The 14,295-nt window shown below is 37.9% G+C and carries 14 protein-coding genes; 2 read left to right on the top strand and 12 right to left on the bottom strand.

From position 1 onward, the window contains the following. Positions 1-13 precede the first annotated feature (13 nt). Positions 14-697: an N-acetylmannosamine-6-phosphate 2-epimerase gene (locus BM137_RS02405; protein ID WP_092479544.1), complete on the bottom strand. Its 684-nt coding sequence runs from the start codon at positions 695-697 to the stop codon at positions 14-16. Next, entirely contained in the window at positions 694-2,244 is a 1,551-nt protein-coding gene (gene ptsG / locus BM137_RS02400) for a glucose-specific PTS transporter subunit IIBC (protein WP_092479543.1), read from the bottom strand. The genes BM137_RS02405 and ptsG overlap by 4 nt, the downstream gene beginning before the upstream one ends. Before the next feature lie 286 nt (positions 2,245-2,530). Here ptsG and BM137_RS02395 point away from each other — a divergent pair, with 286 nt between their 5' ends. Beyond that, positions 2,531-3,526 carry a YsnF/AvaK domain-containing protein gene (locus BM137_RS02395; protein ID WP_177192470.1) on the top strand — a complete coding sequence of 332 codons (996 nt, stop codon included), beginning with the start codon at positions 2,531-2,533 and terminating at the stop codon, positions 3,524-3,526. An 84-nt stretch (positions 3,527-3,610) separates the two neighbouring features. On the opposite strand, the gene BM137_RS02390 is transcribed toward BM137_RS02395, so the two are convergent. From BM137_RS02390 to galU, 5 genes are all read right to left on the bottom strand, one after another. After that, the gene (locus BM137_RS02390; protein WP_177192469.1) at positions 3,611-4,120 is read right to left on the bottom strand and encodes a lipopolysaccharide assembly protein LapA domain-containing protein; all 510 of its coding nucleotides are present in this window, start codon (positions 4,118-4,120) and stop codon (positions 3,611-3,613) included. Positions 4,121-4,189: 69 nt separating this feature from the next. Then, complete coding sequence (locus BM137_RS02385) at positions 4,190-4,579, bottom strand: YtxH domain-containing protein (protein ID WP_092479540.1); 390 nt, start codon at positions 4,577-4,579, stop codon at positions 4,190-4,192. A gap of 171 nt (positions 4,580-4,750) precedes the next feature. After that, a complete protein-coding gene (locus BM137_RS02380) occupies positions 4,751-4,942 on the bottom strand; it encodes a hypothetical protein (protein WP_244887620.1) in 192 nt (63 codons plus the stop codon). Positions 4,943-5,029: 87 nt separating this feature from the next. Continuing rightward, entirely contained in the window at positions 5,030-5,836 is an 807-nt protein-coding gene (locus BM137_RS02375) for an SGNH/GDSL hydrolase family protein (protein WP_092479538.1), read from the bottom strand. Positions 5,837-5,961: 125 nt separating this feature from the next. After that, complete coding sequence (galU, locus tag BM137_RS02370) at positions 5,962-6,858, bottom strand: UTP--glucose-1-phosphate uridylyltransferase GalU (RefSeq protein WP_092479537.1); 897 nt, start codon at positions 6,856-6,858, stop codon at positions 5,962-5,964. Positions 6,859-7,087: 229 nt separating this feature from the next. Here galU and BM137_RS02365 point away from each other — a divergent pair, with 229 nt between their 5' ends. After that, positions 7,088-7,303, top strand: coding sequence for a hypothetical protein (locus BM137_RS02365; RefSeq protein ID WP_092479536.1), 216 nt, complete (start codon positions 7,088-7,090; stop codon positions 7,301-7,303). A gap of 48 nt (positions 7,304-7,351) precedes the next feature. Here BM137_RS02365 and BM137_RS02360 read toward each other — a convergent pair whose 3' ends face one another. The 5 genes from BM137_RS02360 to wecB all read right to left on the bottom strand — a co-directional run bounded on the left by BM137_RS02360 (position 7,352) and on the right by wecB (position 14,154). Next, positions 7,352-8,119 (bottom strand): tyrosine-protein phosphatase, encoded by a 768-nt coding sequence (locus BM137_RS02360; protein WP_092479535.1) that lies wholly within the window; start codon positions 8,117-8,119, stop codon positions 7,352-7,354. A gap of 162 nt (positions 8,120-8,281) precedes the next feature. Continuing rightward, on the bottom strand, positions 8,282-10,636 hold the full coding sequence (locus BM137_RS02355; RefSeq protein WP_092479620.1) for a phosphoketolase family protein: 2,355 nt from the start codon (positions 10,634-10,636) through the stop codon (positions 8,282-8,284). 103 nt (positions 10,637-10,739) lie between these two features. Next, a complete protein-coding gene (locus BM137_RS02350; protein WP_092479534.1) occupies positions 10,740-11,807 on the bottom strand; it encodes a glycosyltransferase in 1,068 nt (355 codons plus the stop codon). A 107-nt stretch (positions 11,808-11,914) separates the two neighbouring features. Continuing rightward, on the bottom strand, positions 11,915-12,826 hold the full coding sequence (locus BM137_RS02345; RefSeq protein WP_244887629.1) for an LCP family glycopolymer transferase: 912 nt from the start codon (positions 12,824-12,826) through the stop codon (positions 11,915-11,917). Between the two features lie 182 nt (positions 12,827-13,008). Next, positions 13,009-14,154: a non-hydrolyzing UDP-N-acetylglucosamine 2-epimerase gene (wecB, locus tag BM137_RS02340; protein WP_092479532.1), complete on the bottom strand. Its 1,146-nt coding sequence runs from the start codon at positions 14,152-14,154 to the stop codon at positions 13,009-13,011. Positions 14,155-14,295 lie beyond the last annotated feature (141 nt).

Here is a 14,295-nt window from a genome sequence, read left to right as displayed (position 1 = left end):
TTTAAATCATTTTTTATTTCATACCTTCTACAAATGTCTTTGTGATAAGTTGTGGTCTTGTTATGGCACTTCCGACTACCACTGAAGTTACCCCTAACTCTAAGCAACGTTTAGCTTTTGCAGGAGTATTGACATTTCCTTCTGCGATAACGGGTGCTTTTACATGAGCTAAAACTTCTTTTAGTCGTGCAAAATCATTTTCAGCAATGTCGTGTCCTTTAGATGCTTCTGTATACCCCATTAAAGTAGTTGAAACTACATCAAAGCCCAGTCTCTCAGCTTCAAACACTTCTTCAACAGTTGAACAGTCAGCCATCAATTGGATATCTCCATACTTTTCACGTATTGTAGAGACGAACTCTTGCAATGTTTGCCCATTTGGACGAATGCGATCGGTTGCATCTAAAGCAATCATCTCACAACCAGATTCCATCAACTCATCGATTTCTTTCATTGTGGCTGTGATGAAAACTGGAGAATCGTCATAGTCGCGTTTAACGATTCCAATGACCGGCAACTCTGTATTTTTCTTGATTTCAATAATATCTTCTCTTGTATTAGCACGAATCCCTACTGCCCCGCCTTGTTCAGCGGCTACTGCCATACGCCCCATAATGTAAGAACTGTGCAATGGTTCGTCTGGCAAGGCTTGACAAGAAACGATCAAACCACCTTTTACTTGATCAATCATTTTCATCCTTCATATTCCTCCAATACTTCTTCCACTTCATTTTTAATAACAGAAACTTGCGGTCCGTACACAACTTGGATCCCATTTCCTTTTACCAACACTCCACTGCTGCCTGTAGCTTTCAATGATTCTTTGTTAACTAAAGAACCATCTTTTACAGTCACACGTAAACGAGTGGCGCAGTTATCTACGTCTACTAAATTATCTTTTCCGCCTAATGCTTCAATGATATTTACAGCTCTTCCTTCTTTTACAGTATTTCCTGTAGGTGTTGCTGCTAATTTCTCTTCTCTGCCTGGCGTCTTGAAATTAAATTTGCGGATCAAGCATGTGAATGTAAAGTAATACAAGAAGAACCAAGCTATTCCGATTGGAAGAACTAACAACCAGTTCGTGCGAGCATTACCTTGCAATACTCCGAATAAAATAAAGTCAATGAAACCGCCAGAGAACGTTTGTCCAATAGTGATGTCAAAAATATGTGCAAACATAAAAGCAAAACCATCAAATGCAGCATGAACAACGTACAATACTGGAGCTACAAACAGGAATGAGAATTCCAGTGGTTCAGTGATCCCAGTTAAGAAAGAAGTTAAAGCTGCTGACAACATCAATCCACCCACAACTTTTTTATTCTCAGGTTTTGCTGTTTTATAAATCGCAAATGCAGCCCCTACCAATCCAAACATCATGGTAATGAAACGACCTGACATGAAGCGTGATGTTCCTGCAAAAAATTCTGTCGTACTAGGGTCGCCTAATTGAGCAAAGAAAATGTTTTGAGTTCCTTGAACAATTTCTCCACCAACTTCTAATGATCCGCCGACAGCTGTTTGCCAAAATGGCAGATAGAAAATGTGGTGCAAACCAAGTGGTCCAAGCATGCGTAAAATAAATCCATATAATAGCGTTCCTACATAACCAGTTGCATTGACAACATCCCCTACTCCAGCAATCACATTTTGGAATAGCGGCCATACAAAGTACATGACTACACCTAATAAAATAGCTGCAAACGAAGTCACGATCGGTACAAAACGAGAACCACCGAAGAACCCTAAGTATTGCGGCAATTCGATCTTATTGTAACGATTGTGCAACCAGCTTGCAAGAATACCAACTACGATACCACCGAAAACACCAGACTCTAAAGTTTGAATCCCTAATGTCATACCTTGTCCCGCAGCTGCCAAATTATCTGCAGCCAAATCACCTGTTAACACCAATATCGCATTCATTGTAGCATTCATTACCAAGTAACCAATCAATGAAGCTAATGCTGCAGTACCTTTATCAGATTTTGCCAAACCAATTGCTAGACCGACTGCAAAGATAACCGGCAAGTTGGCAAACACAATATTCCCTGCACTGCTCATAATCGTGAAAATACTTTGCAACCAAGCTACATCCAATATAGGATATGCCCCTATCGTATTTGGATTAGATAAAGCTCCCCCAATCCCCAACAATAAACCTGCTGCAGGCAAAATCGCAATTGGCAACATAAAAGATTTCCCAAATTGCTGTGCCCGTTCAAAAAACTTGTTTTTCATTTCTTACCCCTCCATTTTGTAAGTGCTTTTATACATTTCTTGATTTCATTCTACTGCATGAAAATATTTTCGTCAACATTTAAATTAAGGAAATATTTTCATTTAGTGAAAAATAATTTGTCTTCATTTTTTCTAAATCAGTTTAATTTGTTAATATGATAAGGTTTACTTTATTTTCATAATTGAACTGGTTACTCTATAAACATATCATTAGCCAAATATGACAAAAGTATGTACAATGAATTTGTATCAAGAAACCACGCAGAATAAAAGGAGGAAATTCATTATGAGCAAGTTTGTAGAAGGAAGTTATCTATCTATAGAAGAAGCACAGAAAGCAATTGACGTCCTAGTTTCGCAAGGGTATTCTGAAAATGACATTACTTTGGTGACCAATCAATCGGTGAAAGATTCTCTTTCTCTCGATACTGATGTAGAGGTTACAACAGATTATGATGAAACGTCTAATGGAGATACTGGTAATGACGACAAGTCGATGTGGGACAAAATCAAAGATGTCTTTACAGTAGACTCTTATGATGAGTCATCCTACGATTCTCCTGACTATAACCGAGACGAAGATGTTCTATACAACTATAAAGAAGATATCGACAATGGGAACATCGTTGTGTTAGTGGAAGACAATCCTAATATTGATAGAAGTACAGCGGATACGAACTACACTGAAGGAGATACGTTAGACACTTCTAATCCTAGTGCAGTTCCTCCAATCGTAGATCCTACTCCGGTTCCAGGCGAAGGTATTACTCCATTACCAGGTGACGGAGTAGTAGATCCTGCCCCAGATCTTGGAACAGATGACACTCTAAACAATGATGTGGATCATACGATTGATCCTGTTCCAACAACTGACCGTTCTGTAACGGATGAAGAAAGAATCTCTCTTCAAGAAGAAAGATTAGATGTAGACACCAACGAAGTCCAAACTGGTGAAGTACATGTTAAGAAAAATGTCACAGAAGAAACAAAAACAGTAGAAGTCCCTGTTCAACATGAAGAAGTGACGATTGAAAAACGTCCTGTTTCAGGAAACGAACCTGCTGACGGAACTATCGGTGATGAAGAAATTACTATTCCAATCACTGAAGAACAAATTGAAGTCACCAAGCGTCCTGTTGTGACAGATGAAGTTGTCATTAATAAGGAAACCAAAGAAGAAACCAAAGAAGTTTCAGAAACTGTGCGAAAAGAAGATTTAGATGTGGATACTCAAGGTGACGTTACTGTAGACAATGATGATGATTTAACTAATAGACCTTAAAAACAATATAAGCAAACAAAAAAGTGAGGCATGTGCCTCACTTTTTTGTTTTGTCTATGAAATAAAGTACTCATTGGAGAAAACTTATTTAGTCTTTTTCTCGTTCTCTGGCTCAACTTGTACTTCTCTTACACGTTTTTCAGTTTGTGTAACAGGAGTTTTCGAAGTTTTTGATGATGTATTTGAAAGTTCAGCAGTATTGTGAGGAAACTGTTTGTTCAGCTCTTGTTCTAGAGTATGGACTTGTTGTTTTAATCCTTCAATTTCAGCATTTTTCCTAATCAACTCTGATTGTGTTTCTTTTTTCGCTTGATCAACAGCTTCTTCTTTAGTTTTATCAGCAATCCGAATTTTGTCTTCGTGATCTCTCAGCTTCTCATTTTTCTCATGCAACTTTTCTTTACTCTTCTTTTCTTTTGAAAGCATGATCAACCAACCAGCAATCAAACCAGCTACTAACAAACCTGTCATGATGGCCCATAACGGCAGATTGAATTCTGTGAAACCTAAATTCAGCATTACCATCGAATCTAAATTCAAAAAAATCAAACCAGCAGCCAAGAGAACCAACACGATTCCTATAGCAAGACCCATTTTACTTCCTCCCCTCATTCATTTCTCTATTCGACACTCAAACCCCTATTATTTTTCTAACCGTCAAACTTAAGGTTTTTCCACTTCTGCTGTTTGATCAGCTTCCGCTTTACCTTCTTCAGCTTTTCCTTTTACTTCTTCCGCTGTTTCTTTTGCAGTATCAACTACAGTACTAGCATCACTTTTCACTTGTTCAGCAGTTTCTTGAACTTGACCTTTTACATCTTCAAATCCTGCTTTTAATGTTACTTTGATGTCGTCTGAAGTATCTTTTGCAACCTGCTGCAAATCAGAGCCTTTTTCTTTTGCCATGTTTGTGTAATCCATAGCTCTATCTCTTGCATCTTCTTTCTTTTGCATCAATTCTGCGCGTAATTCTTTCCCTGATTTTGGAGCATATAACAATCCTATTGCAGCACCGATTAAAGCACCTTTAAGAAATGAACCAACTTTTGTCATAAGAATTCCTCTTTTCTATAATATAGTAGTTATGAATCTAATCATATTATACGTTATTCTTTTCATTTGCTAAACAATAACGCCCTGAGTAGACATCATTTTATTTTCAACCATAAAAAAACTTAGACTGGCCTGAATTCAGACAAATCTAAGTTTTGTTTTTTATTCAATTTAGAGGCCAAACCCTTTAGAATGATCTTTTCCACCTATTGCGTTTTTTGCTGCATCCATCAGTTCTTGGCGTTCTTTTTCGTTGATTTTTCCGTCGTCTTTAGCCCGTTCGAAATCTTTCATCAAATCACCAACCTGCGCTTTATCAACACTTTTAAGCTTCTGTTTCAATTCATCAAATTTTTGATTCATCATTAGCCTCCTAAAAGTTTTTTTAGTACATTAATAGAATAAAAAAAATTGGTCGAAATCGCAACTTATATGCTTGATGACTTTTTCCTACAATCCACTCACAGGAACAAACAATTTTTCTTGCATTACATCGAACCACAACTGATAACCATTTCCATTGGGATGGACATGATCCGTTAGAATGTCTTCAACAGGTCTATGCTGATTGTTCAATTCCTGCATCATTAGTTCGTAAATGTCAATCAACGGCCAGTTTTGTTCTTCAATGAATGCACTGACAGCTTTATTGTATTGGTCATAAGTCAGCTTTCCGTCAGCCAACAACACATTATTAAAAATGGTAGGATTCGCAGTAGTGAAGATGACCAACGTATCTGGAAGTTCTCTAGTAAAGGTCTCCATGATCCACTGGATATCTGCTGTAGTCTGTACCAACGAATTTTGCGGGTATCGATTATTATTGATCAAACACAACTCAAAAATAATTAAATCTGGTGCAGCTTCTACTACAGGTCTAATCTTATTCTTTTCTATCAAATCCGATGTACTGTACCCACTATATCCATAATTGTGAACAGAGACTTGAATATTATTATGAGCGTTCAAATGACGTTCCATTAATTCGCCCCAAACCGGTTGGCTTTCAGTAGCACCCAATCCCTTCGTTACACTGCTGCCTAAAACTACAATGTCCATTTCTCCATCTCTTTGAGTGACAAATTCAGCACGGTCTCGAATGCTTTCGCGTTGATAGACATCTGAAGTCATATACTCAGTCGTCAACCGGGCTTGTTTTTGATTATTTCTCATTTCAACAAATAGAAAAATTCCGCTGATGAATAGCACTGAGCCTACACTAAGTAAAATCATTTTGACTCGCCATTTTATTTTCATTTTTACCACACCCTAGTCCCTTAACTTACGTGCAGTATATCATAGCTGCAACCTTCTAAGTGCGACAATAATATGAAAAAAACAGCTGCTCAAAGTATAATGAGAGCAACTGTTTCTTTCATGCGTTATTTACTTTTATTGGATTTGCCTTCTAGTTCTTTTCCTAGATCGATAATGTATTGACATAAAGAATCTTTTATTTCAGGATGCGTTAATCCGTATTGGATACTAGTTTGCATAAAGCCGAACTTGTCTCCTACATCGTAACGTTTACCGGTAAAGACGTGAGCAAACACGCGTTGAGTCGTATTTAGTTTATCAATAGCATCCGTTAATTGAATTTCATTTCCGGCACCTGGTTTTTGTGTTTCCAGTATGTTGAAAATTTCCGGTGTCAATAAGTAACGACCAATAATCGCTAAATTGCTTGGAGCTTCTTCTGGTTTAGGTTTCTCAACAAAGTTGCGGACGTTGTATAATTTTTTACCCACTTGTCTTTCAGGATTGATGATCCCGTATTTAGATGTTTCTTCTTTTGGTACTTCCATAACGGCAATATTCGAAGCTTTGTTTTTGTTGTACTCATCGATCAATTGCTTCGTCAATGGTACTTCATCTTCCATCAAGTCATCCCCAAGCATAACCACAAATGGCTCGTCTCCTACAAAAGCTTTAGCATGCAATACAGCATCTCCAAGACCTTTTGGATAAGATTGACGGATAAAATGCAATTTGATTTTCGTTGTTTCTTCTACTAACCTCAATAGTTCCAGTTTGTTTTTTTCTTTCAAATTTTCTTCCAATTCGATATTAGAATCAAAATGGTCTTCGATAGAACGTTTACTCTTACCTGTCACCACTAAGATTTCTTCGATTCCAGAAGCAATTGCTTCCTCTACGATAAATTGGATAGTCGGTTTATCAACAATCGGCAGCATTTCTTTTGCCATTGCTTTTGTTGCAGGTAAAAATCGTGTTCCCAATCCCGCCGCTGGTATAATCGCTTTTCTAACTTTTTTCATTTCGTTCCTCCTAAGTAATAATAAATTTTCTTTGTAATTTATCCGTATTTCTTATGCACTCCTTCAGTATACTAAATTTAGCCTTTTTTTCCTAGTCAGAAAATACACCTCGACGTTTCTATCGTTCAATCTGCATCTTATAACAGATGCTGTAAAATCTGTTTTGAAAATAGATTGATTCCTCAAATGAAAACGGTTAAAATAATAGCGTATAAAAGGAGGTATTATAATGATAAAAGTCACTAGTCCGTTCATGCAAAAAGAAATCATCACTCTTTTAGAGAAGAATGAAGATCCATCTTATACATACATTAAAAAACAAGGCATCCAATTGCACTTTGACACTACTTCTTTAAATGAAACCCAAGCTGCTGACTATGCAAAACAGCTGCTTAAAAAACAAGCTTTCGCCAAAGGAATCGCATTGAGCGTCACAGCAGATTAAGTACACAAAAAAGAAGAGGCTTATATGCGCCTCTTCTTTTTTGTGTGATTAAAATAGCCCGAATAATTTGCTGCGTTTGATTTTTGAAGGTGTCGGTGGAACAACTACGTCCCCATTGATCAAGTCTTTAGTTACTTGATGGTATTCTTCTACTTTACGAGCACCGTACTCTTTTTCCAATTTTTCAAAAGCTGCTTTCATATGGAACGAACGTTTAGAAACACTATGTGCATCTGATGCAATGAAATGAACCAAGTTCGCTTCAATCAATTTTTTGCTGACTTGTTGAATCTCTTTTCCAAATCCGCCTGTATAGCTGGCTGCTGTCAGCTGAGCTAACGCACCCCGTTCAATAAACGGCAGCAGGACATTCGGATCTTTCAACACTGCATGATTCCGTTCTGGATGAACAATCACCGGAGTAACGCCTGAACGCTGCAATTCAAAAAATAAAGATTCTGTATATGCCGGTATAGATGGCGTTGGAAATTCAATCAACACATACTGTTGTCCTTCGTCGATAAATTGAACTTTTTCCAACTCAATGTCTTCCATAAGTTCTCCATTGATTCGAACTTCTTGTCCAGAAAAAATCGTCAACGGGATTCCTCTAGCATCTAATTCGTCTTGCACCTCTTCTACTAAAGGTAAAATGTCTTTTTTCTCAATATCCCAATGTCCATTTTTATAATGAGGGGTTGCCAATATATGGGTGATTCCTTCTTCCACAGCTGTTCTGGCCATGTCCATTGAATCTTCGATCGTTTTAGCGCCATCATCAACACCTGGCAAAATATGGCAATGCAGATCAATCATTCTTCTAACACTCCTTCATGTTCTCTCAGATACCTTTGCTTTTCAGTTTATTATATCGAACTTATCCTTCAGTAGCTAGTCTGTAAAGAAGAATTTAACGTCCCATCAAAAAAAGCTCACGATATTTGTGAGCTTTTCTTGATGCTGATCGATACTAGCTGTTTACTGATTGCTCCATTTCCATTCCGTCACTTCAGGGATATCTCTTCCTTCTTCGCGAATGTACTCATGATGTTTTTGCAGCAAATCATCCATCTCTTTCGTGAATTCGTCAGATTTCCATCCTAAACCAACCGAAGCGATCGATTTGGCTAAATTAAAGCGGTCCACCTTATTGACGACTCGCATATCAAACGGAGTGGTCACATCACCATTTTCTCTATAGCCGTGAACCGTCAGATTTCGATTATTATGGTCAAAGAACATATTGCGAATCAACCCTTCATAACCATGAAAAGCAAATACAATCGGTGTGTCCTTAGTAAAGTATTCATCAAAAACTTTATCGCTTAATCCATGCGGTGATTTTTTCTGACTGCGCAACACCAATAAATCCACAACATTGATAAAGCGGATCTTCAATTCTGGGAAGTGTTCTCGTAAAATCGATACCGCAGCTAACCCTTCTAAATTTGGTTCAGTTCCTGCTGTAACGACGACAACGTCTGGTTCTCCATCATCATTACTTGCCCAATCGATGATTTTCAGCCCTTTCTCAACTAATTCTTCTGCTTCTTCTTTGCTGTAAAATTGAGGTCTAGGATGCTTGCTGGATACGATCAAATTGATTTTTTGTGATGATCGAAAAGTTTTGTCCATTACTGCCAGTAGTGTATTGGCATCTGCTGGTAAATATTCTCGAATGTATTCCACTTTTTTCTCTGCTAAGTGAGTCAATATTCCAGGATCTTGGTGAGTATATCCATTATGATCTTGTTGGAATACTGTCGAAGAAGCTATGATGTTTAAAGACGGATATTTTTTCCGCCATTTTAATTCATCCGCTTTACGCAGCCATTTGAAATGTTGAGTCAACATCGAATCGATGACTCGCAAAAAGCCTTCATAGCTGACAAAGAAACCATGTCTTCCGGTCAACGTATAACCTTCCAGCCAACCTTCAGCTTGGTTTTCTGATAACTGAGAATCAATCACTCGCCCACTGGCGGCTTGGAATTCATCTTCCGGTTCATTGACGGTTTCTAACCATTGCCGATTGGTTACCTCGAATACCCGATTCAAACGATTGGATTTTAATTCGTCTGTACTGAATGCCCGAAAATGAGTCGGATTAGCTGTAATGATGTCGCGTACATAACCTCCGAATTCCGTCATGTCTTGAGCATCCTCTTGTCCAGGTACTTTGATATCTATGGCATAATTTCTCCAATCAGGCAACGTTAATGGCTTAGGATCGATTCCCCCATTAGTGATCGGATTGGCTGCCATTCGTTGATTGCCTTTTGGAGCCAGCTCTTTGATGTCATCCAGCACTGTGCCATTAGCATCAAACAATTCTTCTGGTCGATACGATTGCAACCAGTTTACTAGTGCATCTAGATGCTCTGTATGTTCTGCATCTACCGGTATTGGAACTTGGTGCGAACGGAAAGATCCTTCTACTGGTTCAGTTTCCCATTCTTCTGGTCCTGTCCATCCTTTTGGTGTACGCACGATCAATACAGGCCACACACCTATTTCTGCTTCCGCAGCGTCTTTTTTCCGTGCTTGTTCTTGTATTGAATGAATTTTTTCAATCGCTGTATCCATTTTTTCAGCCATCAATGGATGCACTTTTTCTGGATCAGATCCTTCTACAAAAATCGGGTCCCACCCTAATCCTTTGAAATATTGCGTCAATTCTTCATTTGTCTTTCTAGACAGAATGGTAGGATTGGCAATTTTGTATTCGTTCAAATGCAAAATTGGGAGTACTGCTCCATCAGTTACCGGATTGATAAAAACATTCGAGAACCAAGCAGTGGCTAAAGCCCCAGTTTCAGCTTCTCCATCCCCTATCGTGACCGCAGCAATCACATCAGGATAATCTAAGATTGCTCCTACTCCATGAGATAACGAATATCCCAGTTCTCCTCCTTCATGAATAGATCCTGGTGTTTCAGGTGCCGCATGAGAACCGATTCCGCCTGGAAATGAAAATTGTTTAAACAGTTTTTGCATACCAGCTTCGTCTTGAGTGATTTTAGGATAAATTTCGCTATAACTGCCATCTAAATAAGAATTGGAAACCATTACTTGTCCACCATGACCAGGTCCCTCAATAAAAAACATATTGAGATCATATTTATTGATGACTCTATTTAAATGAGCATAAATCATATTTTGTCCCGGGATCGTTCCCCAGTGTCCGATTGGATTGAATTTTAAATCATTCGCTTTTAGAGGTGTTCGTAAGAGCGGGTTGTCTTTCAAATACAACTGCCCTACAGAAAGGTAGTTGGCCGCTCGCCACCAAGCATCCACCTTATCCAAATACTCTTTCGAAGAATAATCTATAGAATGTGCCATTTTCAAGACTCCTTTTCACTTTAATATGCTCTTACTATAACGTTTTTGCTGAAAAAGATACAATTATACGAAGTTAGAGACAAGTAAAAGTTTACTTCAACCCAAGCAACTCGACTACTTTATCTTGTTGATTGCTATACTGGTTTAGTCGCTCTAATGAAATACTCCGGTCAGCCCTCGCTTCTAACTGAGAAATATCCAACGAAGCCAGTTCACTTTCTTTTATTGAGATAGCCAAATGGTCCTCTTTTAACTGTTGAATGTTGTGAGTGTCTTCTAAAACACTTTCCCGTTCAATCAATACCAATTTTTTACTTGCCGTAATAGCTTCAGAAATTGTTCCCCATCCTGCTTTGGCGATCACTAAATCGCTCGCTGCAAGATAATTGTGAGTATCTTGTGTGTCAGTTGCCAACTCAATGATTTGATCACTTCCAGTAACCGTTATACCGCTTGTGGTAAATACAGTCCCGTGATAATTCTCAATATGAACACGATCTATTTTTACCGCTTTGCCGCAAGAAATAAATAGACTATGACCATACTGCTGTTTCAAATCACTTATTTTACTCCAATCCAATTCTCGAGACAAAAATCCAATAGACTTTCTAGGACAATTAACAGATTCCATGGATAAAGCCAACGCATACTCACCAAACAAATCTAACTGAGAATAAGCTTGTTTAAAAGCCTCAATAATCTCCTGTTGGATATGAAAAAACTCATATTGTTCTACCCAAGTGAAATTAGACAACCCTATGGTTCTCAATTTCAATCTCTCTCCCACTAAAGCTCCTATAGGTGTGATGTCGGTCAGAACACATTTGATAGACATGTCTTTTAACTGCACCACTTCTTCTGCCACAATATTTTCCCAACTAGCTACAAATGGAGTCAATTGCTGTTCGGTTTCTTCCACATCAACCGTTAACCCATTTTGAACAGCTACTAGTCCGATATCTGTTTTTAGATCTTTATACTGCATACGATCAGCAAATTTCTTTAAATAATTTCGGGCAAACTCATTTTGGTACGCACCAGAAACTAAATAAACATGATCAGATGTTTGTTTCATGATTTCTTCAATAACCGCCAAACTTCTCGTCATATGCCCAAAACCATGAGAAGACACATAAAAAACTACCCATTTCTGTTCCATTTTATTCACTCCCGTCTTAGACAACCTAATAAACCAATACTAGCAAAAGGAAACAGAGAACACAAAAAAATCCCATGAATTCAATCATGGAATTTTTTTCTTGTTATTTATTCGATTTCAAGTTGTTCTTTTAAAGCTCCCGAAACTGCAGCTAATTCACTATCATCCACAATAGCGTAGTAGATACCGTCAATTTTCGTTCCAGCACCTTCTAATTGAATTTGCTCTACGTTTGATACTGCTCCTCTATAGTTATTAAAGATAGAGAGCATGTCATCAAAAGTAAGATTCGTTTGCATATTATTTTCTAACGTTCCTAAAATACCTTGGTAGTTCATAATGGAAGATAAAGAAGCCACTTTGTTCATAGATGCCATAATGATTTGTCTTTGGCGAGCTTGACGACCGTAGTCTCCATTAGGATCATCGTAACGCATACGTGAGTAAGCCAAAGCCGCATTACCATCTAAAGTAGTAGTCTGTCCTTCTGCAAATGAGTATCCATCATAACTGAATGATAATGCCGGTGTAACTTGTACTCCGTCTAATGCATCCACGATATCTTTGACCCCTTGCATATTCACTTCAACATAGTAATCGATTGGAATGTCCAATAGATTTTGAACAGTATTGACAGACATAGACGCTCCACCAAATGCATAAGCGTGATTGATTTTATCCATCGTTCCTCGACCGATGATTTCTGTGTAAGTATCTCTTGGAATACTTACGATAGACGTTTGATTTGTATTCGGGTTGACCGTTAAGACCATCATGGTATCCGATCTTCCTTGTTCCGTACGGCCTAGATCTCCCGTATCTACTCCTAGCAATAAGACAGAAAAGGGTTCTTTATTTTTTACTTCGATTGGATTTTCACGACGTTCGTCTTTTTCCACATCTTGATAGATTTCATCTGTTGTACTTGTTACATCACTATAGACTTTAAACACAAAAACACCGACAGCTACTAATAAAATCATAAAGACGATTCCGATTCCGCATCCTAGTTTTTTCATGAAGGAAGGCTTTTTCTTTTGAGAAGGTTGTCTTCTTTGACTACGTGTATTGTTATCCATTTTTCTCCTACTTTCAACGTCTGGACGTTTTTAAATAAAAACTAATTCTTTTCTATCATACTATGTTATTTAAAAGTAATCTATACAAATTTGTGACTATTTTACAACAAATTACCTATCTTTCAGATTAAGAAATCCTGTGGTCGTTCTTCTATTTGTTCAAACGAGTAAGCTATTGCCTCAAGTATTCGTTCAGCTGATTCGCCGTCTCCATACGGATTACTTGCCAAACTCATAGATTGGTACACTTCTTCATTCGTTAAAAGCTCTCTTAACGCGCGCTCAACATCTGCTCCGTCAGTTCCTATCAACCTCAAAGTACCTGCATCCACACCTTCAGGACGTTCTGTCGTATCACGCAATACTAAAACAGGCACACCAAGAGAAGGTGCTTCTTCCTGAACACCACCTGAATCTGTCATGATCAAATAGCTTCGAGAAGCTATATTGTGAAAATCGATCACACCAAGCGGATCAATTAGATGAATCCGGTCATGGTTACTTAAAACTTCAGCCGCCAACTGCTGCACGACCGGGTTCAAATGAACAGGATAGACTAACTCAATACTTTCATCTTCTTCGACTACTTTTCGAATAGCTTTAAAAACTCGTGCCATAGGTTGGCCTTGATTTTCTCTTCTATGCATAGTCATTAAGATTAACCGGCTGTCTTTTTTGATCTTGCTTAATACTTCGTGTGTATAGTCTTCTTTCACAGTTTCTTTAAGAGCATCTATAGCCGTATTTCCTGTAATAAAAATTTTATCTGAAGGGTGGTTTTCTTTTAACAGATTTTCTTTACTTTGTTCAGTTGGAGCAAAATATAAGTCAGCCATGATATCTGTCACTTGTCTATTCATTTCTTCTGGATATGGAGACATTTTATTCCATGTGCGTAATCCTGCCTCAACGTGTCCAATCATTATTTGGTTGTAAAAGGCTGACATCCCAGCTGCCAAAGTTGTTGTTGTATCCCCGTGAACCAAGACAATGTCTGGTTTCGCTTCTTTCATGACTTGATCTAGTCCCAATAATACATTAGCTGTAATCTCAGATAGAGATTGTTGTTTCTTCATGATATTTAAATCGTAATCCGGTTTGATGTCAAACAAAGACAACACTTGATCCAACATTTCACGATGTTGAGCTGTTACTGTGACAATAGACTCGAACTTATCGGATTGATTTTCCAATGCTAATACAATCGGAGCCATCTTGATAGCTTCCGGTCTCGTCCCAAATATGGACATCACTTTTATTTTATGCAAATTTATCTACTCGCTTTCATTTACTAAATCAATTGAGAAGTATATTCTTCTAGCAAACCCTATTTTACCATACAAATAGTTTACTCTTAACAAAAAAGAAGAAACAATAAGGTTTAAGCCTCATTGTTTCTTCAAAAAATC

Source organism: Desemzia incerta, from assembly GCF_900115825.1.
Taxonomy (GTDB): Bacteria; Bacillota; Bacilli; order Lactobacillales; family Carnobacteriaceae; genus Desemzia; species Desemzia incerta.
This window is presented reverse-complemented; position numbering and strand designations above follow the sequence as displayed.

Bases quoted from the DNA above. Each gene is read 5' to 3' on its own strand.
- BM137_RS02405 (WP_092479544.1), bottom strand. From the start codon at position 697: ATGAAAATGATTGATCAAGTAAAAGGTGGTTTGATCGTTTCTTGTCAA.
- BM137_RS02350 (WP_092479534.1), bottom strand. From the start codon at position 11,807: ATGGAACAGAAATGGGTAGTTTTTTATGTGTCTTCTCATGGTTTTGGG.
- BM137_RS02395 (WP_177192470.1), top strand. From the start codon at position 2,531: ATGAGCAAGTTTGTAGAAGGAAGTTATCTATCTATAGAAGAAGCACAG.
- ptsG (WP_092479543.1), bottom strand. From the start codon at position 2,244: ATGAAAAACAAGTTTTTTGAACGGGCACAGCAATTTGGGAAATCTTTT.
- BM137_RS02345 (WP_244887629.1), bottom strand. From the start codon at position 12,826: ATGAAAAAACTAGGATGCGGAATCGGAATCGTCTTTATGATTTTATTA.
- BM137_RS02385 (WP_092479540.1), bottom strand. From the start codon at position 4,579: ATGACAAAAGTTGGTTCATTTCTTAAAGGTGCTTTAATCGGTGCTGCA.
- BM137_RS02380 (WP_244887620.1), bottom strand. From the start codon at position 4,942: ATGAATCAAAAATTTGATGAATTGAAACAGAAGCTTAAAAGTGTTGAT.
- BM137_RS02390 (WP_177192469.1), bottom strand. From the start codon at position 4,120: ATGGGTCTTGCTATAGGAATCGTGTTGGTTCTCTTGGCTGCTGGTTTG.
- BM137_RS02375 (WP_092479538.1), bottom strand. From the start codon at position 5,836: ATGAAAATAAAATGGCGAGTCAAAATGATTTTACTTAGTGTAGGCTCA.
- BM137_RS02365 (WP_092479536.1), top strand. From the start codon at position 7,088: ATGATAAAAGTCACTAGTCCGTTCATGCAAAAAGAAATCATCACTCTT.
- BM137_RS02360 (WP_092479535.1), bottom strand. From the start codon at position 8,119: ATGATTGATCTGCATTGCCATATTTTGCCAGGTGTTGATGATGGCGCT.
- galU (WP_092479537.1), bottom strand. From the start codon at position 6,858: ATGAAAAAAGTTAGAAAAGCGATTATACCAGCGGCGGGATTGGGAACA.